This is a genomic window from Halorubrum ruber (assembly GCF_018228765.1).
In the GTDB taxonomy this organism is placed as follows: Archaea; Halobacteriota; Halobacteria; order Halobacteriales; family Haloferacaceae; genus Halorubrum; species Halorubrum ruber.
The window spans coordinates 2,584,761-2,608,720 of sequence record NZ_CP073695.1; the positions used below are offsets into that span (position 1 = coordinate 2,584,761).

At 71.4% G+C, this 23,960-nt stretch carries 20 protein-coding genes; 13 read left to right on the forward strand and 7 right to left on the reverse strand.

The features are described 5' to 3' along the window. The first annotated feature begins 516 nt into the window (after positions 1-516). The 6 genes from J7656_RS12770 (at position 517) to J7656_RS12795 (ending at position 7,861) form a co-directional block, all read left to right on the forward strand. Positions 517-1,284: a nucleotide-binding protein gene (locus tag J7656_RS12770; protein ID WP_211553480.1), complete on the forward strand. Its 768-nt coding sequence runs from the start codon at positions 517-519 to the stop codon at positions 1,282-1,284. Next, positions 1,281-2,015, forward strand: coding sequence for a DUF8054 family protein (locus J7656_RS12775; RefSeq protein WP_211553482.1), 735 nt, complete (start codon positions 1,281-1,283; stop codon positions 2,013-2,015). Before J7656_RS12770 ends, J7656_RS12775 begins: the two co-directional genes overlap by 4 nt. Positions 2,016-2,055: 40 nt before the next feature. Continuing rightward, a complete protein-coding gene (locus J7656_RS12780; protein WP_484494415.1) occupies positions 2,056-2,781 on the forward strand; it encodes a DUF8116 family protein in 726 nt (241 codons plus the stop codon). A 335-nt stretch (positions 2,782-3,116) separates the two neighbouring features. Continuing rightward, entirely contained in the window at positions 3,117-5,474 is a 2,358-nt protein-coding gene (gene ppsA / locus J7656_RS12785; RefSeq protein WP_017342525.1) for a phosphoenolpyruvate synthase, read from the forward strand. A 77-nt stretch (positions 5,475-5,551) separates the two neighbouring features. Continuing rightward, positions 5,552-6,646: a tyrosine decarboxylase MfnA gene (mfnA, locus tag J7656_RS12790; RefSeq protein ID WP_211553483.1), complete on the forward strand. Its 1,095-nt coding sequence runs from the start codon at positions 5,552-5,554 to the stop codon at positions 6,644-6,646. A gap of 576 nt (positions 6,647-7,222) precedes the next feature. After that, complete coding sequence (locus tag J7656_RS12795; protein ID WP_017342523.1) at positions 7,223-7,861, forward strand: halocyanin domain-containing protein; 639 nt, start codon at positions 7,223-7,225, stop codon at positions 7,859-7,861. 51 nt (positions 7,862-7,912) lie between these two features. Here the strand turns inward: J7656_RS12795 and J7656_RS12800 are convergent, their stop codons facing one another. Continuing rightward, positions 7,913-8,962 (reverse strand): glycosyltransferase, encoded by a 1,050-nt coding sequence (locus J7656_RS12800; RefSeq protein ID WP_211553484.1) that lies wholly within the window; start codon positions 8,960-8,962, stop codon positions 7,913-7,915. Positions 8,963-9,074: 112 nt separating this feature from the next. Here J7656_RS12800 and J7656_RS12805 point away from each other — a divergent pair, with 112 nt between their 5' ends. Together J7656_RS12805 and J7656_RS12810 are read left to right on the forward strand one after the other, a co-directional pair. Next, positions 9,075-10,880, forward strand: coding sequence for a S9 family peptidase (locus J7656_RS12805; protein WP_017342521.1), 1,806 nt, complete (start codon positions 9,075-9,077; stop codon positions 10,878-10,880). Between the two features lie 205 nt (positions 10,881-11,085). Further along, positions 11,086-12,510: a PAS domain-containing sensor histidine kinase gene (locus J7656_RS12810; protein WP_211553485.1), complete on the forward strand. Its 1,425-nt coding sequence runs from the start codon at positions 11,086-11,088 to the stop codon at positions 12,508-12,510. 16 nt (positions 12,511-12,526) lie between these two features. Here the strand turns inward: J7656_RS12810 and J7656_RS12815 are convergent, their stop codons facing one another. The 6 genes from J7656_RS12815 to J7656_RS12840 form a co-directional block, all read right to left on the reverse strand. After that, a complete protein-coding gene (locus J7656_RS12815) occupies positions 12,527-13,312 on the reverse strand; it encodes an aldo/keto reductase (RefSeq protein ID WP_211554579.1) in 786 nt (261 codons plus the stop codon). Positions 13,313-13,410: 98 nt separating this feature from the next. Then, positions 13,411-13,833: a hypothetical protein gene (locus tag J7656_RS12820; protein ID WP_211553486.1), complete on the reverse strand. Its 423-nt coding sequence runs from the start codon at positions 13,831-13,833 to the stop codon at positions 13,411-13,413. 54 nt (positions 13,834-13,887) lie between these two features. Beyond that, entirely contained in the window at positions 13,888-16,446 is a 2,559-nt protein-coding gene (locus tag J7656_RS12825) for a heavy metal translocating P-type ATPase (RefSeq protein ID WP_211553487.1), read from the reverse strand. A 1-nt stretch (position 16,447) separates the two neighbouring features. Beyond that, positions 16,448-17,284 (reverse strand): sulfite exporter TauE/SafE family protein, encoded by an 837-nt coding sequence (locus tag J7656_RS12830; RefSeq protein WP_211553488.1) that lies wholly within the window; start codon positions 17,282-17,284, stop codon positions 16,448-16,450. A gap of 60 nt (positions 17,285-17,344) precedes the next feature. Further along, positions 17,345-17,770 carry a plastocyanin/azurin family copper-binding protein gene (locus J7656_RS12835; protein WP_017342515.1) on the reverse strand — a complete coding sequence of 142 codons (426 nt, stop codon included), beginning with the start codon at positions 17,768-17,770 and terminating at the stop codon, positions 17,345-17,347. 62 nt (positions 17,771-17,832) lie between these two features. Next, positions 17,833-18,612 carry a helix-turn-helix domain-containing protein gene (locus J7656_RS12840; RefSeq protein ID WP_017342514.1) on the reverse strand — a complete coding sequence of 260 codons (780 nt, stop codon included), beginning with the start codon at positions 18,610-18,612 and terminating at the stop codon, positions 17,833-17,835. 134 nt (positions 18,613-18,746) lie between these two features. On the opposite strand from J7656_RS12840, the gene J7656_RS12845 reads away from it, so the two are divergent. From J7656_RS12845 to J7656_RS12865, 5 genes are all read left to right on the forward strand, one after another. Then, a complete protein-coding gene (locus J7656_RS12845; protein ID WP_211553489.1) occupies positions 18,747-20,282 on the forward strand; it encodes a phytoene desaturase family protein in 1,536 nt (511 codons plus the stop codon). Between the two features lie 252 nt (positions 20,283-20,534). Then, complete coding sequence (locus tag J7656_RS12850; RefSeq protein ID WP_017342512.1) at positions 20,535-21,353, forward strand: bacteriorhodopsin; 819 nt, start codon at positions 20,535-20,537, stop codon at positions 21,351-21,353. 106 nt (positions 21,354-21,459) lie between these two features. Next, a complete protein-coding gene (gene pth2 / locus J7656_RS12855) occupies positions 21,460-21,798 on the forward strand; it encodes a peptidyl-tRNA hydrolase Pth2 (protein ID WP_017342511.1) in 339 nt (112 codons plus the stop codon). Beyond that, positions 21,798-23,255, forward strand: coding sequence for a tRNA pseudouridine(13) synthase TruD (gene truD, locus J7656_RS12860; protein WP_017342510.1), 1,458 nt, complete (start codon positions 21,798-21,800; stop codon positions 23,253-23,255). Before pth2 ends, truD begins: the two co-directional genes overlap by 1 nt. 121 nt (positions 23,256-23,376) lie before the next feature. Further along, positions 23,377-23,931: a GMP synthase subunit A gene (locus J7656_RS12865; protein WP_017342509.1), complete on the forward strand. Its 555-nt coding sequence runs from the start codon at positions 23,377-23,379 to the stop codon at positions 23,929-23,931. The last annotated feature ends 29 nt before the right edge of the window (positions 23,932-23,960 follow it).

The following is a 23,960-nucleotide window of genomic DNA, read 5'->3' on the forward strand; positions in this document are numbered from 1 at the left end:
AACGCTGCGTGCTGGGACTCGCCGGCGGTTTGTTTATAAATAAACAACGGCGCTGCGGCGAATGCCTCCGATTCCCCCAGCTGCTCGCTTATAAATAGTCGACTGCGGATCGACCGCGAACACCTCCAAAGCCTCAGCTGCTCGCTTATAAATAATCGACTACGGATCGACCGCGAACACCTCCAAAGCCCCAGCCGCGAGGACTCGATGGGCTCGCTGCGGTCCTCGTCGCTCACTACGTTCGCTCCTGCGGTCCTTGCGTCGCCCGTCTTCGTCCTCGCGGCTGCCCCTTTGAGTCCCGCCCAGCACAGCAACCACAGCCTCACACCTCCCCAGCCTCGCGGTTCGTTCGGAGCTCCCTGCGGTCGCCCCTCACTCACCGCGTCCCTCGCGCGTGCGACTCGCGGCCGCCGAGGGCGGCCGCTCGCCGGCACGCGCCACCGCGGGACAGTGCGGGACGGTTCCGCCGCGACCGCGATGGGTAGCTTTTATTCGGAGCGCCCGGCGAGCGGGCGTATGGTCGAGGCGTTCGCGGTCGCCAGCGGGAAGGGCGGCACGGGGAAGACGACGAGCACGCTCGCGCTCGGGATGGCGCTCGCGGCGGACCACGACGTGACGGTCGTGGACGCCGACACCGGCATGGCGAACCTCCTCTTTCACGCCGGGCTCGACGACGCGGCGGTCACTCTCCACGACCTGCTCGTCGAGGGGACCGCGACGGACGTGAGCGAGGCGACCTACGAGCGGTTCGGGCTCTCCGTCGTCCCCTGCGGCACCTCGCTGGCCGGCTTCGAGGCCGCGGAACCGGAGCGCCTCCGCGACGTGGTGGCCGAGCTCGCGCGCGACACCGACGTGCTCCTGCTCGACTCGCCGGCCGCGCTGGGGTCGAAGTCCGCCGTGCTGCCGGTCGTGCTGGCCGACCGCGTCGTGGTCGTCGTCGAGCCGACGATCCCCGCGCTCTCGGACGGACTGAAGGTCCAAGAGTACGCGCGCTCATACGGCACGGAGACGGCGGGCGTCCTGTTCAACAAGGTCCGGGACGAGGCCGACGACGTCGCCGCGCAGGCGGAGCGCCACTTCGGCGGCCCCGTCCTCGCGAACGTCCCCGAGAGCGACGACGTCCGCGCGGCGCGCCGAGCGGGGAAGCCCCTGCTCGCGCACGCGCCGGAGAGCGAGGCCGCCGCGCGCTTCCGGCGGGCCGCCGACCGGCTCGACGTGCGCGACGGCGACGGCGACGCGGTCGCCGACCGGTTCCGCAGCGCGGTCGTCCCCGACACGCCATGAGCGGGAACCCGGAGAACGACGGCTCGGACGGCGACCGCTCGGACGGCGACAGCCCCGGCGGCGACGGCTCGGAGCCGGCCACCCTCACCATCCCGCGGGGGACGCTCCTGCGCTCGCGGGTGGTCTCCGACGTGGGGACGACGCTGTCGCGCGCGCTCGACCGTGAGCTCACCGGCTACGCGACGCTCGTTCCCCAAGAGACGCTGCTGCTGTCCGGCGAGGCCCGCGGCGTGATCACCTTCGACGACGGCGTGCCCGTGCTGGCGTACAACACCGTGACGGACAGCGGCGGTCCGGACGCGCTCGCGGAGCTGGCGGTACCCGGTCCCTACCGCGTCGAGCTGTACGCCGTCGACGCGACCGGGCTGGCCGCGGCCCACGAGGAGGAGGCGCTGCGGGTCGCGCCCGACGCGGCCGCGACCGAGCTGGCCGACGACGCCGCCCTCGCCGAGCGGACCCGCGACGCGGCGCCCGACGAGCGGCTTCAGGCGGCCGACGACGAGGACGACGCCGTCGCTGCCTTCCTCGCGGACGAGGAGCGGATCGACGCGATCCGCGAGCAGGCGCGGTCCGAGGCGCGCGACCGCGCCGCCGAGTGGGGGCTCGACGACGCCCTCGACGATCCGGAGGAAATGGCGGAAAGCGACGGGCTCGACGATCCGGGTGGGATGGAAGAGAGCGACGCCGGGGGCGTGATCGAGCGCGACGCCGGGGGCTCCGTCGACGGCTGACCGACCGAACGATTATCTCGACGCGGCCCCTCCAATCGGTATCACGGTCCTCCGTCTGCTGCGGCTGACGACGCCCGCCGACTTCGCGGCCTGGTACGCCGCCGGCCGCGCGTACACGGTCGAGGTGGCCGAGGGGATGGGCTTTTCCGGCGTCGACGCGCTCGACGACGAGCGGACCGTCCGCCGGCTCCGAACGTCCCCCGACGAGCTGACGCCCGCTGAGGCGCGCTCGGTCGCGGCGACGCTGCTCGCGGACGGCGCGTTCTCGGAGCCGTACTGCGAGTGGCTGCCGACGTGGTACGAGCTCGCGCTGATCGCGCCGGTCAGATACGGCGACTGGCGGCTGCGACGGGTCGCCGGCGCGGTCGCCGAGCGCGCGTCCGTGACCGCGACCGCGCCGCGGTTCTCGCGCCCGACCGACGTCCGGATCGACGGCGCCCCGGCGCTGTCGCGGGTCTCCGGCTTCCGCGAGCGGTTCCTCCTCGCGGACTCGCTGCTCCACTTAGAGTGGTTCGACCACGTCGCCGCCGCCGACGGGATCGAGGTGCCCGACGACCTCGTCGCGCGGACCCGCGAGGAGTCGCTGTCCTACTACGGCGGGGAGCGCGACCGCCTCTCGCCCGACGTCCGGCGGTTCCAGCGGCACCTGTTCGCCGACGACCGCTGGGTTCGCCGGGTCGACGAGGCGTACGGCCTCGACAGCGCCCTGTTCGGGCTCTGGGAGCGACTGCTCCGAGACGAGCGGCGGCGGCTCGGCGGCGACTGATCGGGGACGGCGGTCGACCGACTCGCGGTTCGAGCCGACGGCGTTGAACTGTTACAGCTTCCGTAACAAGTTACGGACCCTAATCGCGAAACGGCAGATAAGTATAGACGGTTCCCTCCATTACTGTGTTGTACGAACCACGTTTCGGTTCGCTGTCCCCGACCTTCGGCCCTCGTTTTCGCTCGCGGTCGCAGGGTTCCCGACCCGGTACCTTTCACCCCGTTCAACTTCCGTCTGCCACGGAGGAACACAACTCGGCGGCGAGTAATATTTTATTCAGCGCTACGGCTGCCGGAAGTTTCATACGTCGGCTCGCGGATCCTCCGGGTACACGAATGGCAGTACTCTTGCTGGAGGACGTCGACGCCGACGACGTCGGGACCGTCGGCGGAAAGGCCGCGTCGCTCGGCGAACTCATCGGTGCGGGGCTCCCGGTGCCGCCGGGGTTCGCCGTCACCGCGGGCACGTACCGCACGTTCATCGAGGAGGCCGGGATCGACGAGGAGCTGTTCGACGCGGTCGACGTCGACCCGGAAGACTCCGCCGCGCTCCGCGAGGCCGAGGCGCGCGCGGAGGAGCTCATCCTCGACACGCCGTTCCCCGAGGAGGTGCGCGAGGAGATCCTGGAACAGTATCGGGCGATGGCCGAGGACGGCGAGGAGGCGTTCGTCGCGGTGCGCTCCTCGGCCACGGCCGAGGACCTCCCCGACTCCTCCTTTGCCGGCCAGCAGGAGACGTTCCTCAACGTCCGCGAGGACGACCTCCTCCGGCGCGTGAAGGAGTGCTGGGCCTCACTTTTCACCCAGCGCGCGATCTACTACCGACAGCAGCGCGGGTTTCCGCATAGCGAGGTCGACATCGCAGTCGTCGTCCAGCGGATGGTCGACGCCGACAAGTCCGGCGTGATGTTCACCAGCCACCCCTCGACGGGCGATCCGCAGGTCACGATCGAGGCCGCGTGGGGGCTCGGCGAGGCAGTCGTCTCCGGCACCGTCTCCCCCGACAACTACGTCTACGACCGCGAGCGCGGCGAGGTCGACCAGGTCACCGTCGCGGACAAGAAGGTGGAGATGGTGAAAGACGAGGAGACCGGCGAGACGGTCCAGCTCGACGTCGACGAGGCCCGCCGACACGAGCGGGTGCTCTCGGACGCCGAGATCGGGGATCTCGTCGAGCTCGGCGAGCTGGTCGAGGACCACTACGGGTCTCCGCAGGACGTCGAGTGGGCGATCTACGACGGCGAGATATACATGCTCCAGTCGCGCCCCATCACGACGATTCAGGAGGACACCGGCGACGAGGAGGACGCGGATGCGGGCGAAACCGGCGGCGAGACGCCGAGAAAGTCCACCGTCGGGGACGCGGCGTCCGGCCAACCCGGCGCGGCCAATGGCGGATCCGCCGGCTCGGACGCGGACGTCCTCGTCGACGGGCTCGGCGCCAGTCCGGGGGTCGTCTCCGGGGCGGTCCGGATCGTCCACAAGCTCGACCACCTCGATCAGGTCCAGGAGGGCGACGTGATGGTGACGGAGATGACGATGCCGGACATGGTACCGGCGATGAAACGCGCCGCCGGCATCGTCACCGACGAGGGCGGGATGACGAGCCACGCGGCGATCATCTCCCGCGAGCTCGGCGTCCCCGCGGTCGTCGGCACCGGCAACGGGACCCGCGTCCTCGAGGACGGCCAGCAGGTGACCCTCGACGGCGACAAGGGAACGATCCGCGCGGGCGAGTCGGAGTCGGCCGAGCCCGGCGAGGAGTTCGAGCCGGTGGAGGCCGCGCGCCCGGAGACCCCCGTGAAGCCGATGACGGCGACAGAGGTGAAGGTGAACGTCTCGATCCCGGAGGCGGCCGAGCGCGCCGCGGCGACGGGCGCCGACGGCGTCGGCCTGCTCCGGATCGAACACATGGTCCTGTCGCTCGGCAAGACCCCGGAGAAGTACATCGCCGACCACGGCGCCCGCGCGTATCAGGACGAGCTGATCGAGGGCGTCCGGCGCGTCGCCGACGAGTTCTACCCCCGACCGGTCCGCGTGCGGACCATCGACGCGCCGACCGACGAGTTCCGCGAGTTAGAGGGCGGCGAGGGCGAGCCCGCCGAGCACAACCCGATGCTCGGCTGGCGCGGGATCCGCCGGAGCCTCGACAAGCCGGAGCCGTTCCGGCAGGAGCTGGCCGCGTTCGCGCGGCTCTACGACATGGGGTACGACAACCTCGAGGTGATGTTCCCGCTCGTCAACGACGCGGCCGACGTCGAGGGAATCACGGGCCACATGCGCGAGGCTGGGATCGACCCCGAGACGCACCGCTGGGGCGTGATGATCGAGACGCCCGCCAGCGCGCTCCAGATCGAGGAGCTCGCCGAGGCGGGGATCGACTTCGCCTCCTTCGGCACCAACGACCTCACGCAGTACACGCTCGCGGTCGACCGTAACAACGAGCACGTCGCCGACCGATTCGACGAGCTCCACCCGGCCGTGCTGCGGCTGATCGGCGACACGATCGAGACGTGCCGCGAGCTCGGCGTCGACACCAGCATCTGCGGGCAGGCCGGCTCGAAGCCCGAGATGGTCGAGTTCCTCGTCGAGAAGGGAGTCTCCTCCATCTCCGCGAACATCGACGCGGTCCGCGACGTCCAACACGAGGTGAAGCGGACCGAACAGCGCCTGCTGCTGGATTCGGTCCGCTGAGGCGGCCCGGAGCGGCTTTTCTCTGCCGAATCCCAGAGCGGAACGAGTAAGAGCCGCCCCCGGCAACAGGGGGGCAGATGCGACAGCCGGAACCGGAGCCGCAGTCGTTCAATCGGGTGCTCTCCTCGATGTGTACCGAGCCGCACCCGGACGCCCGCGCGGCCGCCGAGCGGTTCCTCGCGACGAACCCGGGCGACCCCGCCACCTACGAGGCGGTGGCGGACCTCGAAGCCCAGGCGGTCGAAGGGCTCGCGACGCTCGCGGCCCACCCGACCCCGAGCGACGCCGCGGGGTACGTCACCTCCGGCGGCACCGAGGCGAACGTTCAGGCGGTGCGGTCGGCGCGGAACCGGCACGAGGGGAGTGACGCCGAGAAGGGCGAGCGCGACATCAACGTCGTCGCGCCCGAGAGCGCGCACTTCTCGTTCCACAAGGCCGCGGAGCTGCTCGGGGTCGAGCTGCGGACGGTTCCCCTCGACGACGACTATCGGGCTGATCCCGAGGCCGTCGCGGCCGCGGTCGACGACGCGACCGCGCTCGTCGTCGGCGTCGCCGGCAGCACGGAGTACGGCCGGGTCGACCCGATCCCCGAACTGGGATCGATCGCCGACGAAGTCGGAGCGGGGTTCCACGTCGACGCCGCGTGGGGCGGGTTCGTCCTCCCCTTCACTGACCACGCGTGGTCGTTCGCCGACGCGCCGGTCGACACGCTGACGATCGACCCCCACAAGTTCGGCCAGGCGCCGGTGCCGGCGGGCGGCCTACTGGCCCGCGAGGACGCCGCGCTCGACGCGCTCGCGGTCGACACGCCGTACTTAGAGACGCGCTCGCAGGCGACGCTCACCGGGACTCGGAGCGGCGCGGGCGTCGCCGGCGCGGTCGCGGCGATAGACGCGCTGTGGCCCGACGGCTACCGCGAGGCCGCGGAGCGCGCGGCCGAGAACGCCGAGTGGCTCGCCGGCGAACTCGCCGACCGCGGGTACGACGCCGTCGAACCCGAGCTCCCGCTCGTCGCGGCCGACGTGCCCGAATCCGAGTTCCGCGCGCTCCGCGACGCCGGCTGGAAGGTGTCGCGGACCGGCACGGGAGAGCTCCGCGTGGTGTGTATGCCGCACGTGACGCGTGCGGCGCTGCGGGCGTTCATCGACGACCTCGACCGGATCCGGAGGTAGAGGATATTTAAATACGCGACCGCAGTGGCGAGTGACCTTTATAAATAAACCTGCTGGGCGGTGGCGCGTGCCTGCGAGCGGCCGGAGCGAAGCTGAGGCCGCGAGGAGCACGCGCGAGGGAGTCGGTGGTCCGGAGCGAAGCGGAGGACCACCGACGAGGCTGGGGAGGCGTGAGGTGCTGTCGCGGTGCGGGGTGGGACTCGAAGGGGCAGCCGCGAGGGCGGCGCAGACGACGGAAGCACCGCAGCGAGTGAGCGGAGCGAACGAGCGAGGAGCGCACCGAGTGTGCGCCGCCCTCGCAGCTGGGGCTTCGGTGGCGGTCGCGTTGATCGTCGATTTATAAGTAGCCACGTACAGCCGAGCGGCTGGGGCTCGGTGGCGGTCGCGTTGATCGTCGATTTATAAGTAGCCACGTGCGGCCGAGCGGCTGGGGCTTCGGTGGCGGTCGCGTTGATCGTCGATTTATAAGTAGCCACGTACAGCCGAGCGGCTGGGGCTTCGGTGGCGGTCGTCGTTCAACAGTGATCTCGCGTTCGGATCAACATATTCACTACGGGTCACCACGAACCGGCCTGTATGAGTTCGGACGACGTCTCTCGGCGCGCGTTCATGCGGACGGCCGGCGGTGCGGCGGCCGCCGCCGGCGCGGCGACGGCGACGGCGGGGACGGCGGCTGCACAGGAAGTGGAACCCGACTGGCCGAGCGCCGCCAACGGCAACGTCGGGTCGTACACCGACGCCCGCGGTCAGGACTCGGTGACCATCTCGGTCGGCGCCGGCGACCAGGGGCTCGCGTTCGACCCGACCCTCGTGTGGGTCGACGAGGGAACGACGATCACCTGGGAGTGGACAGGCGCCGGCGGCTCCCACAACGTCCAGACCGTCGACGGTGGCGGCCCGGCCAGCCTCGACAGCGGCGACCCCGTCGGCGAGGAGGGCGCCACCTACGAGTACGAGACGTCGAGCGAGGACGCCGGCATCACCCACTACCACTGCGTGCCCCACACCGCGGTTGGCATGCACGGCGGCCTCGCCGTCGGCGAGGACGTCGCCACCGTCGAGGTCGGCGGCGGCGGCGGCTCGGACGCGGTGTTCGTCCCGGACGCCGCCCGCGCGCTCGGCATCGCGACGTTCATGGCGATGGTGAGCACGCTGGGGCTGGCGTTCGTCTTCATGAAGTACGGCGGCACGATCACCCGGCAGGAGCAGACGTAGCGGACGACGGTTGCGCTCTTCTCGGGGTCGCCCTCGCCCGCAGCGGTCCCGTCACTCCCCGTCGACGAGCTCCTCGTACAGCGCGACGTAGCGGTCGATCACCGCCTCGCGGTCGAAGGAGGCGAACTCGCGGTCGACCGCGCGCCGTTCGAGGTCGCCGACCGCGACGAACTCGTCGGCTAACTCCGCCGGGCTTGTCACGAGGCGCCCGCGCTCGCGCCCCTCGACGAGTTCGTGTGCGCTCGAATCGGCCTGGTACTCGACGAGGGCGACGCAGCCGCACGCGACCGCCCACAGCAGGTCGGTCGCGAACGTCTCCCACGTCGCCGTCGCGACCGCGACGTGCGTTCCTTTAAATATCGGAATTCGCTCTTCGGTCGGGAGGTCGCCGAGGAACTCGACCCGGTCGTCGATTCGGAGGTCGCTCGCGGTCGCCTCGATCCGGCCGCGCTCGGGGCCGTCGCCGATCACCGCCGCGGTCCAGTCGCGGCCGCGGAGCTCGGCGAGCCCGAGCAGGAACGTCTCGACGTTGGCGTGGCGGTCGAGCCGCCGCGAGTACACCGCGTCGAACCGGTCGTCGACGTCCGCGGCCTCGACGGCGTCGAAGTCGATGCTCTCGGGGAGCACCCGCACGTCGGCGCCGTCGGCCCCGTGTTCGCGGACGCGCGTCTTGGTGGTCCGCGAGGGCGTCGTCACCGCGTCCGCGCGCCGCGCGAGCGGTCGGTACCAGCGGCGGGCGTCGGCGGGGTGGTCGCGCCACCAGTCGACGACGACCGGCGCCCGCGACAGCGACCCGGCCACCGTGGCGGCGAGCGCGGGCGTCGGCGGGCTGTTGACCGCGTGGACGACGTCGGGCCCGACGCGCCGGAGCGCGGCCGGGAGCTTCGCGGCGAACGCGACCGGCGCGGGCTCGACGGTGACCGCCCGGTACTCGACGCCGTCCTCGTCGAAGGCGTCGTGGTCGCCGCCCCACCACTGCGCGCAGAGCCAGACCACGTCGTGGCCGCGGTCGGCGAGCGCGCGGGCGGTCCGCAGGGTTCGCGTTCGCGCCGAGGTCTCCCCGTGTCCGGGGGCGAAGAGCGAGACGAACGCGACGCGCATACGCCGACCGGACGGGGGGCGCCGGTAAAAAGACACGGCATCCGGGTGGCCGAAACCGCGTCGGGGTTCCGTCACCCGAAACGGTTTCCCGACACGCGCGGAACCGAGTGGCATGCGACAGTACGACATCGAACGCTACCTCAACGTCCGGAACGCGGGCGGCGCCGACCTCGGTCCCGACGGCCGGCTGTCCTTCCTCCTCGACACGACAGGAACGGGCCAAGTGTGGTCGGTCCGCGAGCCGGAGTCGTGGCCCGAACAGCACACCTTCTTCGAGGAGTCCGTCTCCTTCGTCGACTCCTCGCCGGAGCGCTCAGAGGCCGTCTTCGGCATGGACGAGGGCGGCAACGAGCGCGCGCAGCTGTACCGGCTCGATTACGAGTCCGGCGCGATCACGGAGCTCACCGACATGCCCGAGGCGAAACACCGATGGGGCGGCTGGGACTCGACCGGCGACCGGTTCGCGTTCGCGTCGAACCGGCGCGACGAGGCCGTCTTCGACGTGTACGTTCAGGGCCGCGACGAGACGGGCGACGACGCCGAACTCGTGTACGAGGGCGACGGCTGGCTCTCCGTCGCCGGCTGGTCGCCGAGCGATGACCGGCTGATCGTCCACGAGGCGCACTCCTCGTTCGACCACGACGTGTACACCCTCGATCTGTCGACCGGCGACCTCACCCACCACACGCCCCACGAGGGCGACGTGCGCTACTCCGGCCCGGAGTGGGGCCCCGACGGCGAGGGGATCTACCTCGTCACCGACCGCGACACCGACACCCTTCGGTTAGAGCGGCTGGACCTGGAGACCGACGAGTTCGCGGTCGTCGCGGACGGCGGCGAGTGGAACGTCGACGGCGTCGCGATAGACGAGGAGTCCCGGCGACTGGTCTACTCCCGGAATGTCGACGGCTACACCGAGCTCACCGCCGGCGAACTCGTCGCGCCCGACCGGATCGACGAGTTCCCGGAACCGGACCTGCCGGACGGCGTCGCGGGCGGCGTGAGCTTCGGTCCCGACGGCGACCGGTTCGCGGTGACGGCGACGGGGAGCACGCACAACGCGAACGTCTACGTGGTCGACGCGACCACGGGCGATGCGGAGCGGTGGACCCGCGCCTCGACCGCGGGGGTTCCCCCGGACACGTTCGTCGAGCGCGAGCTGGTCCACTACCCCACCTTCGACGGCAGAGAGATCCCCGCGTTCTTCTCCGTGCCGGAGACGGAGCCGCCGGAGTCGGGCTACCCGGTCGTCGTCGACATCCACGGCGGCCCCGAGTCGCAGCGGCGGCCCTCCTTCGCCTCCGTCACGCAGTACCTCCTGAACAACGGGTACGCCGTCTTCGAGCCCAACGTCCGCGGCTCCTCCGGATACGGGAAGGCGTACTCCGGGCTCGACGACGTGGAGAACCGGATGGACTCGGTGAAAGACATTCGGGAGGGAGTCGGCTGGCTCCACGACCACCCCGAGGTCGACCCCGACCGCGTCGTCGCGATGGGCGGCTCCTACGGCGGCTTCATGGTGCTGGCGTCGCTAACGGAGTACCCCGAGCTGTGGGCCGCGGGCGTCGACATCGTCGGGATCGCGAACTTCGTCACGTTCCTCGAAAACACCGGGGACTGGCGGCGGTCGCTGCGCGAGGCCGAGTACGGCTCGCTCGACGCGGACCGCGAGTTCCTCGAGTCCGTCTCGCCGATCAACAACATCGAGCGGATCGAGACGCCGCTGTTCGTCCTCCACGGCGAGAACGACCCGCGGGTGCCCGTCGGCGAGGCCGAACAGATCGTCGAGGAGGCCCGCGAGCAGGGCGTCCCCGTCCGGAAGCTGATCTTCGACGACGAGGGGCACGGCTTCGCGAAGCTCGACAACCGGATCGAGGCGTACCGGGAGATCGTCGACTTCCTCGCGGAGCACGTCTGAGCCGGAGGGTCTCGGAGCGGGGGCGTCGGAGCCGCGCTCCCGAAACGAGGCCGCCGGAATCGGGCTCCCGCCGCGCGGCAGGACCGCTGTCCCGCCGGACGGCTCCGTGGTCCATTCCCCGTGCGGCGTCGCAGTCGGGGGAATCCGGAAATCACTGGTATTAACCGTCGTGACCGTTGCGTTCCCGGCGAGGAAGCGTGAGAAAATGACCAGATCCGACGCGTCCGCGCTGCTGCTCGACCAGGCGCAGGACAAGATCGCCCTGCTCGACGACGAGGGGCGGTTCACCTACGTCAACGCGGCGGCGGAGCGGATCCTCGGGTTCGCGCCGGCGGAGCTCCTCGGCGACGTCGCCTTCGAGTACGTTCACCCGGACGAGCGGGACGCAGTCGAGGCGGCGTTCCGCCGCACGGTCGACACCGGCGACTTCACCGAGGAGTCGATCGAGTACCGCCATCGGGCCGCGGACGGGTCGTGGGTCTGGCTGGAGAGCCGGATGTCGAACCTCACCGACGATGCGCTCGACGGCTACGTGGTCAGCTCCCGCGACATCACCGACCGGATGCGGGCCGAACGGGAGCGCGCGGAGACGGCCTCGCACCTCAGGGAGATCGCCGCCGTCTCCAGCGACGTCCTCTGGATGTTCGACGCCGACTGGTCGGAGCTGCTCTTCGCGAACCCCGCGTACGAGGAGGTCTACGGGACCCCGATCGAGGAGGTCCGCCGCGACCCCGAGACGTTCCTCGACGCGATCCATCCGGACGACCGCCCGGCCGTCGAGGAGGCGATGGAGGCCCTCTCGGCGGGCTCGTCGGTGGACATGGAGTACCGGGTGAACGCCGACGAGAACTACAACCGGTGCGTCTGGGTCCAGGGAGAGCCGATCGTCGAGGACGGCGAAGTGGTCCGCATCACGGGGTTCACGAAGGACATCACGGACCGGCGGCGGCGCGAGCGCCAGCTCGTCGTGATGGACAACCTCCTGCGCCACAACCTCCGGAACAACCTCAACATCGTCCTCGGGAAGGTCGAGGAGCTAGAGGCGGAGATACCCGATTCGGCGGAGCACACGGCGGTGATCCGGCGGGTCGGCGAGAGCCTCCTCAGCACCGCACAGAAGGAGCGGGAGGTCATCGAGCTGATCACCGACGGGCGGGAGACCGACGCGATCGACCTCCGGAACGTGGTCGAGGAGGCGGTCGAGACCGTCCGCGAGCGGTACCCGGAGGGGTCGATCGCGGTCGAGGACCTCGACGCGGTGGCGGTGGAGGGGCGCTGCGAACTCCGCTCGGCGGTGATCGAACTCCTAGAGAACCCGTTCCAGCACAGCAACGAGGGGACGCCGACGGTGACGGTCAGCCTCCGCCGCACCGAGGCGGGCGCCGAGCTCGTGGTCGAGGACGACCTGCCCCCCATCCCGGCGGTCGAGGCCGACGTGCTCACCGGCGACCACGACATGAGCCAAGTGTATCACAGCAGCGGGCTCGGCTTCTGGCTCGTCTACTGGAGCGTGGAGCTGTCGAACGGGAGCGTGTCGGTCGACGTCGGCACGGCGGGCGGCGGGCATGATCGGGCCGGCGGCAAGCGCGGCAACCGGATCACGGTGTCGCTGCCGCTCGCGTCCGAGTGAGCGGCGCGTCAGGCGCTTACCAGTCGGGCCCGAAGTCGGGGTTGAGCTGGCGGTCGGTCCGGCCGAGGGAGTCGATCGCCGCGGCATCCTCGTCGTCGAGGTCGAGGTCGACGCTCGCGAGGTTGTCGCGGATGTGGTCGATCCCGGTCGCCTTCGGGATGGCCGTGACGCCCTTCTCGCGGAGCCACGCGAGGCTGACCTGCGCGGCGCTGACGCCGTGCTTCTCCGCGATGTCGACGATGTCGGGGTCGTCGAGGATCTCGCCGCGCGCGAGCGGCGAGTAGGCGACGAGCTCGACGTCGTTGGCGTCGGCGTACTCGCGGAGCTCCTCCTGACGGAGCAGCGGGTGCATCTCGACCTGGTTCGCGAACGGCGCCTCGCCGAGCGCGTCCGTCGCGGCGTCGAGGTGGTGCGGCTCGAAGTTGGAGACGCCGATCCGGTCGATCAGGCCGTCGTCGCGCAGCTCGGCGAACGCCGGCAGCGTCTCCTCGGGCTCGTACTCCCCGGCCGGCCAGTGGACGTACATGAGGTCAACCGCGTCGACGCCGAGCTTGTCGAGGCTCTCGCGGGTCGACGAGGCCACGTCGGCGGGCGCGAGGTTGTCGATCCACACCTTCGACGCGAGGAAGATGTCCTCGCGGTCCACGTCGCTTTTCGCGATCCCCTCGCCGACGGCCGCCTCGTTGCCGTAGATCTGGGCGGTGTCGACGTGGCGGTAGCCGGCGTCGAGCGCGTTCGCGACCGACTCGGTACACTGCGCGGGGTCGTCGTTCTCCCACGTCCCAAGCCCGAGAACGGGCATTCCGTTGCGGGTCGGTATCGCGGGCTGCTGCTGTTGATCTGTCATCACCCTCGTCTACTCGCGTGAGCCGAAAATCGCTTGCGGTAGGGGCGGGCCGCTCAGTCGAACTCGTCGACGAGCACGAAGAGGTAGCCGACGACCGCGAGGTCGAGCGCGAGCGCGGCCGCGGGGGCGACGAGGCCGCCGCCGCCCCGGAGCGCGAAGAGGAGTTCGCCCGTCGATACCATGGCGCCGACGCCGAAGAACAGGAAGGTGAGCCCGAGCGCTCGGGGGCTGCGTCGGCGGAGGCCGAGCGCGGCCCAGCATTTCACGGCCCCGATCGCGGCGACCGGGACCCCGATCAGGAACAGCGGACTCGCGACCAGCGCCAGTCCGCCGACGAGGTCAGTGAGGCCGCTGATCAGCGCGAGCGCGACGATCAGGGTGACGCCGAGCCGACGGTCGGTCTCGTCGTCGCTCTCGGCGTCGTCGGTCGAGGACGACCCCCGGTCGCGGCGCCGCTCGGCTTCGTGGAGGGACATACGTGGCGCCACGACCGGGACTGAAAAGTGCCTTCGGGTCGCGGCCGCGGGCGCTCAGTCGTCGGCCAGCAGCGCGCGCGAGGAGTTCGTCACCACGAGCAGGCTCGACGCGCCCATCGCGACGGCGGCGAACAGCGGGTTCAGGAGGCCGGTCGCCGCGAGCGGGATGGCGACCGCGTTGTAGCAGAACGCCCAGCCGATGTTGCCCCTCACGCGCCGGCCGGCCGCCCGGGCGAGCTCGAAGACGGTCGCCACGGAGCCGAGGTCGTCGTCGACGATAGCCACGTCGGCGGCGTCGGCCGCCATCGCGGTGCCGCCGCCGAGCGCGATCCCGAGGTCCGCCGCCGCGAGCGCCGGGGCGTCGTTCGTCCCGTCGCCGACCATCACGGTGACGCCGCGCTCCTTCAGCCGCCCGACGGCCTCGGCCTTCCCCTCCGGCGGCACGCCGGCGAACACCGACGACACCGCGTCGTGCTTGGCGAAGACGGTCGCCGCACGCTCGTCGTCGCCGGTGAGGACGATCACCTCGACGCCCGACTCGTCGAGGGCGGTCACCGTCTCCTCCCACCCCTCGCGCAGCTCGTCGCCGACGACGACGTACCCCTCGGCGGCGCCGTCGCGGCCGACGGCGACGGGGACGCGGCCGACGTCGCGCGCGTCGGCGACCGCCTCGCGGATCTCGTCGGAGACGGTCCAGCCGCGCTCGTCGAAGAGGTCCGGGTGGCCGACGACGACCTCGACGCCGTCGACGACGCCGGAGACGCCGCGGGCGTGGCTCTCGAAGGACTCGACGGCGGGAGCGTCGCCTCCCTCGCCGGTCTCGCCGTCGACCGGCTCCACCCCGCCGTCCGCGACCGCCGGCGTCGCGCCGTCCTCGCCGGCCTCGCCGAGAGCGGCGTCGGCCGCGCCCGCCGCGGAGCGCGCCGCGGCGATCGCCTGCCCGACCGGGTGCGCGGAGCGCGATTCGAGGGCGGCCGCGAGCCGGAGCAGGTCGTCGTCGAGCTCGCGGGCGACGAGCCGCATCTCGCCGGTGGTCAGCGTGCCGGTCTTGTCGAAGACGACCGTGTCGGCGTCGCGGATCCGCTCGAAGACGGTGTCGTCGAACACGACGATGTTGCGTTCGAGGGCGTCGCGGATCCCGGCGGCGACCGCGAGCGGCGTCGCCAAGCCGAGCGCGCACGGACACGAGACGATCAGCACCGTCAGTCCGACGAGCATCGCGTCCGTCGGCGCGCCGCCGAGCGCGAGGGACGCGCCCGCCGCGACGGCGGCGATGACGAGGACGGCCGGGACGAAGACGGTCGCGAGCCGGTCGGCGAGCTTCTGGACGCCGTGGTTCCCGCTCTGGAGGTCGTAGACGAGCTCTGCGACGCGGTCGAGGCTGGAGGTCGCGTCCGGACCGACGGCGACCGTGAGCGATCCGTCCGTCACGACGGAGCCGCCGACCACCGCGTCGCCGGCGACCTTCCGGACCGGGAGCGACTCGCCGGTAACGACCGACTCGTCGACCGCGGCGTCGCCGTCGACCGCCTCGCCGTCGACGGGGACCCGCTCGCCGGCGCGCACGAGGAGCCGGTCGCCGGGTTCGAGCGCCTCAACGGCGACCGACTTGGTGTCGCCGTCGGCGGTCAGCCGCCGCGCGTCGTCGACCTGGACCGCGGTGACCTCGGAGAGCAGCTCCGTCGCGCGGTCCTTCACGGAGTCCTCGTAGTGGTTCCCGACGGTGACGATGACGATGATCGCGACGGTCACGTCGTAGTAGACCGAGGGCGACTCGACGAAGATCACCGCGAGCGTGCTGTAGAGGTACGCGCTCACCGCCGCGATGGCGACGAGGAGGTCCATGTTCGGCGAGCGCGTCTTCGCGCTGACGTACGCGCCGCGTAGTATCGGCTTCCCGGTGAAGAAGAGGACGATGGTCGTGAGGACGGCGATGACGATGAAGAAGTACGTCCCGGAGGTCGAGGCCATCGCCTCGTTGAGGTAGTCGAGGGTCCGCTGGTTGTAGAAGGGGAACGCGAAGTACGTCGGGTAGATGAGCACGATGTACTGCAGCATGACGGCCATCCCGACGAGGACGCCGGCCGCGAGCCGCGCGGTCGCCATGTTGCTCGCCTGCCGCCGCGCGAAGGCGTCGTCGCGGGCGTAGGCGCTGTAGCCGAGGCCGCTCACCGTCTCCGTGAGGTCGTCGACGGTGACCGCGTCGGGGTCGCGGTCGATCCGCACCGTGTCGGTGACGTAGCTCGCGCTCGCGCCGCTGACGCCGTCGGCGTCGGTCGCCACCGTTTCGATGAACGCCTCGCAGGTCGCGCAGTGCATCCCGTCGACCTCCAGGTACGTCGCCTCGTGGCCGTCGGGGACGTCGCGGTCGCCGTCGGCGGACCCCTCGCCGTCCTCCGCGGCACCGTCCCGCTCCCGCCGCCGTTCGCGGACCGCGTCGGCGTCCACGTCGACGTCGCCGAGGGCGCCATACACGTCCCGGCAGCCGGTACAGCAGAACCGGTTGCCCGCCTCGTCGGTGACGTCGACGCCCTCGGTCGAGAGTTCACAGAGCGTGCAGGCGGCGGGGTCGCCGTTCTTGCCTTCGCCCGGAGACGGAGGCCCCTCGCTCATCTCACATACCCCCCATCATTCCGGCGTCGAGCGGGTTCCAGAACGGGAGCCGCGGGTGCGGCACGTGGATCCCGACCGACATCAGCCCGTGGGCGAACAGCACGTAGCCGAGCGCGACGAACGCGACGCCGAGTAGCCGGTGTATCCGGCGGCGGTGGACGGGGTCGACGCTCTCGATGAGGGTGCCGTACGCGAAGACGGCCGGGATCGTCCCGAGCCCGAGCGCGCCGAGCGCGACGCCGCCCGCGACCGCCGAGCCGCTCGCGAACGCGTACAGATACGCAGGGTAGAGGATCGGACAGGGGAGCAGCCCGTGGACCGCGCCGAGCGCGACGATGCCCGGGCCGTTCGCGAGCCGGTCGACGTGTCCGGTGAGCCACCCCGTGACGCGTTCGAGCCCGGGGAGGTGGACCCCGCCGGTCGCGCCGCCGAGGAGGTAGCGGACGCCGACGAGGATCACGGCTGCGCCGACGAGGAGCCCGACTCCACCGCGGACCGCCGTCGCGGCGCCGGTCAGGGTCACGGTGGTGACGAGGACCGCACCGCCGAGCGCGCCGAGGGCGGTCCCGATCGTCGCGTAGCTCGCCGCGCGCCCGAGGTTGAACAGCGCGTGCTGGCGGACCTCGTAGGTTGTCAGGTGCCCTTCGCGGCCGGAGGTCCCGCTCGCGGTGCGCGCGGCGCCCGCCTCGCCGCCGTCGGTCCGCCCGGCGTCGGCGTCCATCCGGCTCGCGTACACCGTGACGAGCGGGCCGCACATGCCGATACAGTGGGCGCCGCCGAGCAGCCCGATCGCGAGGAACAGCAGGACGTCGGTTCCGAGGAGCGCGGAAAGGGTCACGCGAGTCGGTCACCTCCCGTTCGGCGCGCGGAGGGGAGCGGGGCTCTGGTCACGCGCGACTCACTCCTCCACGACGACCGTCCCGTACATCCCGCCCTCGCGGTGAGGGATACAGACGTACTCGTAGGCGCCGGGAACGGTGAAGGTGTGCTCGAACCGGTCGCCGTTCTCCAGTCGCCCGCCGAAGTCTGACTGCCACGCCGCCTCGGCGGTCGCGTAGTCGTCGAAGCCGCCCGACGCGAAGAACTCGGCGTCGTCCGGGATGCCGCCCGCGGTCGCGGTGACCGTGTGCGAGCGCGCGCTCGTGTTCTCCCAGACGACAGTGTCGCCGACCGAGACCGTGATCTCGCGGGGCTGGTACGCGGTCGCGAGCATGCCGACGTCGTAGTCCGGTTCGCCGCCGACGCCCGCGCAGCCGGCGAGGGCGACCCCGGCCGCCGCGCTCCCGACGGCACCCGTCCGCCGGAGGAACCGTCTGCGATACATACCCCATCTGGGAGCCTGAACGGTTTTAATATCGCGGTCGACCCCGCCGCGCGGGAACGGGTTCACCCGCCGACGAGGTCCTCGAAGACGCGGCGCTGCGCCGCCGCGAGGTGTTCCGAGAAGGTCGCGCGGGCGATGCCGATCGCGTCGGCCACCTCGGTCGCGCTCGCCCCGCGCGGGTGCTCGAAGTAGCCGAGCCGGTGGGCGGTCCGGACCACCTCCCGCTGGCGCTCCGTGAGCCGCCCGCGGTCGACGACGACCGGGTCCGAGCGGGTGTCGGCCCCGCCGGAGCTGGTGAGCCGTTCGAGCCGCACCGAGCCGCCGGTCGCCTCCAGCGCGTCGATCACGTCGCCCAGCGGGTCGGCCGCGGGCAGGGAGAGCCCGAGCCGAACGCGGTCGGGCGCCGTCCGGACCGTGACCGACGAGACGGGGTAGCCGAGCGACTCGACGGCGTCGGACGGGAACTGGTCCGGGGCCCGACTCCGGCAGCGGTAGACGAACTCGTCGCCCCCGTCGAAGACGAGTTCGGCGTCGACGGCGCGGTCGGCGCGGAACTGCGACACGGCGGCGCCGTCGACGCGGACGCGGTCGACGTCCTCCGCGACCGCGCCGGGCGGTAGCGCCTCCGCCACGGGCGCGGGCGTCGGATCGCGGACCACGACCTCGACGCGGACGCCGGCGTCGCCGGAGCCGCCCGGACCAGTGGACCGCCCGGCGTCCCGCGCCGCGTCCGAGCCGCTCCGCGCCGCGTCCGAGGTGCCACCGCCGTCGGAGCCCGAGGGGCCGGCCGACTCCGGGCGTTCGGCGCGGCTGGAGTCGGACGACCGCGACCGCTGTCCCATGTGCCGATTTCGTGGTCGAAGCCGGAAAAAGAGGAACCCGAACGAGTACGCCTCGCGGCGGACCGGCGGCCCGCTTCATAAAGCCCCGTCGAGAGTTGGCAACGACTCACAGGGCGCGAGTCCCTACCGTACCCATGAGCGACGAGTCGCTCCGCGGGGAGTCGGTAGGGGTAGTGGGCGGCGGCGTCGGCGGGCTCTCGGCGGCGGCCTACCTCGCGGCCGCCGGCGCGGAGGTGACGGTGTACGAGCGGGCCGAGCGCGTCGGGGGCGTCGCCGGGCGGCTGGAGCTCGACGGGTTCCGGTTCGACACCGGCCCGTCGTGGTACCTGCTCCCGGACCTCTTCGAACGGTTCTTCGACGACTTCGGCCGGTCTCCAGATGATTTCTACGAGTTGGAGCGGCTCGACCCGCACTACCGCGTGTTCTGGGACGACGGCGACAGCGCCGACGTCCCCGCCGACCCCGCGGCCGCCGCCGACCTGTTCGAGTCGTACGAGGATGGGGCGGGAGCGGCGTTCCGCGAGTACCTCAACGACGCGGAGCGGGCGTACGACGCCGGCATGGAGCGGTTCGTGCTCCCCGGGCGGTCGCGCTTCCGCGACTACCTCTCGCTGGACGTCCTCGCCGGGGGGCGGGAGCTGGACCTCTTGTCCAGCCTCGACGAGACGGTGCGGTCGTACGTCGACCACCCGAAGCTCAGGCAGCTGTTAGAGTACACGCTCGTGTTCCTCGGCGGGTCGCCGCACAACACGCCGGCGCTGTACCAGCTGATGAGCCACGTCGACTACGGGCTCGGCGTCTACTACCCGCTGGGCGGGATGTACGAGGTGATCGAGGCCGTCGAGACGGTCGCCCGCGACGCCGGCGCCGACGTTCACACCGGCGTCGAGGTGACGGGGCTGGAGCCGATCGACGGCGGCGTCGAGGCCGAGCTCGGCGGCGACCGCTACGTCCACGACCGGGTGGTCTGTAACGCGCCGCCGGCCCACGTCGAGCGCGAGCTGCTCCCCGAGGGGACGGTGCCGCGGCTCGGCGACTACTGGGACCGGCGGACGTACGGCCCCTCGGCGCACCTGCTGTACCTCGGCGTCGAGGGGGAGCTGCCGGAGTTAGAACACCACACGCTCGCGCTGCCGACGGACTGGGACCCGCACTTCGCGGCCATCTTCGACGACCCCGCGTGGCCGACCGGGGAGACGGAGCCGGTCGTGTACGTGAACGTCCCGTCCCGGACCGACCCGTCCGTCGCACCCGAGGGCCACGAGGCGGTCGTGACGCTCGTGCCGCTCGCTCCGGGGCTCGACGACACGCCGGAGCGGCGAGCGGCGCTCAGGGAACGCGTCCTCGACGCGGTGGCCTCGCGGGCCGGCGTCGACCTCCGCGACCGGATCGTCGCCGAGGAGTCGGCGTGCGTCTCCGAGTTCGCGGAGCGATTCGACCAGCCCGGCGGGAGCGCGCTCGGGCTCGCCCACACGATGCGACAGACCGGGCCGCTGCGCCCCGGGCCGCGCGTTCGGGGGACCGACCGGCTCTACTACGTCGGCGGGAGCGCGAACCCCGGGATCGGCGTGCCGATGTGCCTGCTCGGAGGCGAGCACTGCGCGGCCGCGGTCGAGGCGGACGCGGCCGGTGGAGGCCCCTTCGACCGGCTGCCGCTGGTGGGTCAGTGAGTGGCGCCGGGAAGAGCGGAGCAGAACGGAGCGGAGAGGAGGAGAGAAGAGCGGGGGAGAGAACAAAACGCTCGTCCACAGTTAGTGAGAAGAGAAAAAATATTTCGAAAAACAGGTCGCGAGATCAAAAACGGTTAGAAAACCTTACCAGTAAGGTTAGTACATTTAATAAATACGCCACGTGATTAGCACTGTCGCATGATCGAAACAGCAGCGGCTGACTTACTCGCAAGCGGAACAGTCCCGCTCGAAATGACCCAGACAGAGATATTCCAGTTCATTCAGAGCAACACGCTGTTGAGCGCGTCGCTCTGGGTAAACATCGCCCTCGCGGGCCTGTCGATCCTCCTGTTCGTCTATATGGGACGGAACGTGGAGGACCCGCGCGCGCAACTCATCTTCGTCGCAACCCTGATGGTACCGCTGGTGTCCATCTCCAGTTACACGGGGCTCGTCTCCGGACTCACCGTCAGCTTCCTCGAGATGCCGGCGGGACACGCGCTCGCCGGCGCGGGCGCCGGGCCGGAGGGCGGCGTGTTCACCCCGTGGGGCCGATACCTCACGTGGGCGTTCTCGACGCCGATGATCCTCGTCGCGCTCGGCCTGCTCGCCGGGTCGAACCTGAGCAAGCTGTTCACCGCCGTGGTGGCCGACGTCGGGATGTGTATCACCGGGCTCGCGGCCGCGCTGACCACGTCCTCCCTCCTGTTGCGGTGGGTCTGGTACGCCATCAGCTGCGCGTTCTTCGTCGTCGTCCTCTACATCCTGCTCGCCGAGTGGGCGAAGGACGCGGAGGTCGCCGGCACCGCGGACATCTTCAACACGCTGAAGGTGCTCACCGTGGTCCTCTGGCTCGGCTACCCGATCTTCTGGGCGCTCGGGGCGGAGGGGATCGCGGTGCTGGACATCGCGATCACCTCGTGGGCGTACAGCGGGATGGACATCGTCGCGAAGTACCTCTTCGCGTTCCTCCTGCTGCGCTGGGTCGTCAACAACGAGCGGACCGTCGCCGACATGGCCTCCGGCCTCGGCTCGGCCTCGCGCAGCGGCGCGGCGCCCGCCGACGACTGAGGACGCTTTCGGTTCCGGCTTCTTTCTTTTTCGACTGGCGACGACGAGCCCCGCGACTCGGCGGCGGAGAGAAAAGCGCTAAACCCGCGGCGGCGGTGGAGACGGTATGAAACAGGCCATCGTCGCCCGGACGGACATCGGCATGGGCGAGGGGAAGCTCGCCGCGCAGGTCGCGCACGCGTCGCTGTCCGCGTACCAGGACGCGGGCAAGCGCGCCCGCAAGAAGTGGCAGGGCGAGGGGCAGAAGAAGGTCGTGCTGAAGGGCGACTCCGAGAGCCAGCTGTTCGAGCTGGCCGACAAGGCCGACAAGGAGGGGCTTCCCTACGCCATCGTCCGCGACGCCGGCCACACGCAGCTGGAGCCCGGCACCGTCACCGCGCTCGCGGTCGGGCCCGCCCGTGACGACAGTGTCGACCGCGTGACCGGCGACCTCTCGCTGTATTAATGGCCGTCGAACGCACCCTTCGCGAGGCGCACCCGACCGAGCAGGCGGTCGGCATCGATCACTACGTGAGCGACGCCGACGGGATCGGCGGCCGGCTCCGCGAGTCGCCCGAGGACTTCCGCGTCCGCGAGCTGGAGGCGTTCGACGCGGAACCGCTCGACGCCGACCCCGGAAGTTACCCCGAGCTCGTCCTCCGGGCGACGCTCCGCGACTGGGACACGAACGACTTCGCGCGCCGGCTCTCGGACGCGCTCGGGATCAGCCGCGAGCGCGTCTCGTGGGCCGGGACGAAGGACAAGCGCGCGGTCACCACCCAGCTGTTCACGGTCCGCGGGGTCGACGCCGACGAACTCCCCGAGATCCGCGGCGCCGAGATCGAGGCGCTCGGCCGGGCGGGGCGGAGCCTCTCGTTCGGCGACCTCGCGGGCAACGCCTTCGAGATCCGGGTCACGGACGCGGTCGACGACGCCCCCGAACGCGTCACCGACGCGGTGCGGGACCTCCGCGCGTTCGCGGGCGACGGAGAGGCCCCTCCCGACGGTGAGGGCGACGTTCCGATCGAAGCGACCGTCGGCGTCCCGAACTACTTCGGCCAGCAGCGGTTCGGCAGCCGGCGGCCGGTGACGCACCTCGTGGGGCTCGCGATCGCCCGGCGCGACCCCCGCGAGGCGGTCCGGCTGTACGCCGGCAACCCGGCCGAGACGGAGCCCGACGACACCCGGGCCGCGCGCGACCGCGTCGACGCGGCGTTCGGCGTCGGCGGGGAGTCGGGTCCCGCCGCCGACGGCACGGGCGACGGCGACTGGGCCGCCTGCCTCGACGCGATCCCCGGCAAGCTCCGGTTCGAGCGGTCGATGGTCCACCGGCTCGCCGACCGCGGCGTCGACCCGGCCGCGCCGCCGGACGACGAGGACTGGTGGCACGCCTTAGAGGCGGTGCCCTCGAACCTCCAGCGGCTGTTCGTCAACGCCGCGCAGTCGTCCCTCTTCAACCGGGTCGTGAGCGAGCGACTGCGCCGCGGGCTCCCGTTCGACCGCCCCGTCGCCGGCGATGTGGTGTGTTTCGCCGACGGCGACGCGCCCGAGGAGCTGTACGCGCCGGACACGGACCGGCTCCAGCGGGTCGACGCCGACCGGGTCGACGTGGTCTCCCGGCACTGCGAGCGCGGGCGGGCGTTCGTCACCGCGCCGCTCGTCGGCACCGAGACGGAGCTCGGCGACGGCGAGCCGGGCGAGATCGAGCGGGAGGTCCTCGCCGACGCCGGGATCGAGCCGGGCGACTTCGCGCTCCCCGGCGAGTTCGACTCCAAGGGGACGCGGCGGGCGATCCTCCTCCGTACCGACCTCGACGTGACGTTCGCGGGCGGCGACCCGTGCTTCGCGTTCGCGCTCCCGAGCGGTTCGTACGCGACCGTGCTGCTCCGCGAGTTCACGAAAAGCGGTCCGCTTGACCTGTGAGCGGTCTCCGGCCCGGATCGATCCGCGTTCGTGTACTACCGCGGCCGTTCGCCGGCCGAAACCACCACGATACTGCGAAACGTTCCGAGCCGTTTTTGTGCGACAGCCCGCAACCGAAGGCATGACCCGGATCGTCGTCATCGACCTCCACGGCCAGTTCACCCACCTCGAACGGCGGGCGCTCCGCGACCTCGGCGTCGACACCGAGATCATCTCCGCGGACACGCCGGCCGACGAGGTCGACGCGGACGGCGTCGTCCTCTCGGGCGGCCCGGACATGGACCGCGTCGGCAACGCCCCGGACTACCTCGACCGCGACATTCCCGTCCTCGGCATCTGCCTCGGGATGCAGCTGATCGCGAGCGAGCTCGACGGCGCGGTCGGCGCGGGCGACTACGGCGGCTACGCCGACGTCGACGTCGAGATAACCGACGACGCGGACCCGCTCGTCGGTTCGCTCGCGCCCGAGACGCGCGTCTGGGCCTCGCACGCCGACGAGGTGACTGAACTGCCGGACGGGTTCGCCCGCACCGCCACCTCCGACGTCTGCGGCATCGAGGCGATGTCGAACCCGGACGCGGGGCTGTACGGCGTCCAGTGGCACCCCGAGGTCGCCCACACGGAGCGCGGCGAGGAGGTCTTCGAGAACTTCGTCGCGATCTGCGAGTCGGCGTAGGGGCGTCGGGAGGAGGCGGACGACTAGCG

Coding starts and splice junctions, on each gene's coding strand:
- J7656_RS12770 (WP_211553480.1), top strand. CDS start 517: ATGGTCGAGGCGTTCGCGGTCGCCAGCGGGAAGGGCGGCACGGGGAAG.
- J7656_RS12775 (WP_211553482.1), top strand. CDS start 1,281: ATGAGCGGGAACCCGGAGAACGACGGCTCGGACGGCGACCGCTCGGAC.
- ppsA (WP_017342525.1), top strand. CDS start 3,117: ATGGCAGTACTCTTGCTGGAGGACGTCGACGCCGACGACGTCGGGACC.
- mfnA (WP_211553483.1), top strand. CDS start 5,552: ATGCGACAGCCGGAACCGGAGCCGCAGTCGTTCAATCGGGTGCTCTCC.
- J7656_RS12795 (WP_017342523.1), top strand. CDS start 7,223: ATGAGTTCGGACGACGTCTCTCGGCGCGCGTTCATGCGGACGGCCGGC.
- J7656_RS12800 (WP_211553484.1), bottom strand. CDS start 8,962: ATGCGCGTCGCGTTCGTCTCGCTCTTCGCCCCCGGACACGGGGAGACC.
- J7656_RS12805 (WP_017342521.1), top strand. CDS start 9,075: ATGCGACAGTACGACATCGAACGCTACCTCAACGTCCGGAACGCGGGC.
- J7656_RS12810 (WP_211553485.1), top strand. CDS start 11,086: ATGACCAGATCCGACGCGTCCGCGCTGCTGCTCGACCAGGCGCAGGAC.
- J7656_RS12815 (WP_211554579.1), bottom strand. CDS start 13,312: ATGCCCGTTCTCGGGCTTGGGACGTGGGAGAACGACGACCCCGCGCAG.
- J7656_RS12820 (WP_211553486.1), bottom strand. CDS start 13,833: ATGTCCCTCCACGAAGCCGAGCGGCGCCGCGACCGGGGGTCGTCCTCG.
- J7656_RS12825 (WP_211553487.1), bottom strand. CDS start 16,446: ATGAGCGAGGGGCCTCCGTCTCCGGGCGAAGGCAAGAACGGCGACCCC.
- J7656_RS12835 (WP_017342515.1), bottom strand. CDS start 17,770: ATGTATCGCAGACGGTTCCTCCGGCGGACGGGTGCCGTCGGGAGCGCG.
- J7656_RS12840 (WP_017342514.1), bottom strand. CDS start 18,612: ATGGGACAGCGGTCGCGGTCGTCCGACTCCAGCCGCGCCGAACGCCCG.
- J7656_RS12845 (WP_211553489.1), top strand. CDS start 18,747: ATGAGCGACGAGTCGCTCCGCGGGGAGTCGGTAGGGGTAGTGGGCGGC.
- J7656_RS12850 (WP_017342512.1), top strand. CDS start 20,535: ATGACCCAGACAGAGATATTCCAGTTCATTCAGAGCAACACGCTGTTG.
- pth2 (WP_017342511.1), top strand. CDS start 21,460: ATGAAACAGGCCATCGTCGCCCGGACGGACATCGGCATGGGCGAGGGG.
- truD (WP_017342510.1), top strand. CDS start 21,798: ATGGCCGTCGAACGCACCCTTCGCGAGGCGCACCCGACCGAGCAGGCG.
- J7656_RS12865 (WP_017342509.1), top strand. CDS start 23,377: ATGACCCGGATCGTCGTCATCGACCTCCACGGCCAGTTCACCCACCTC.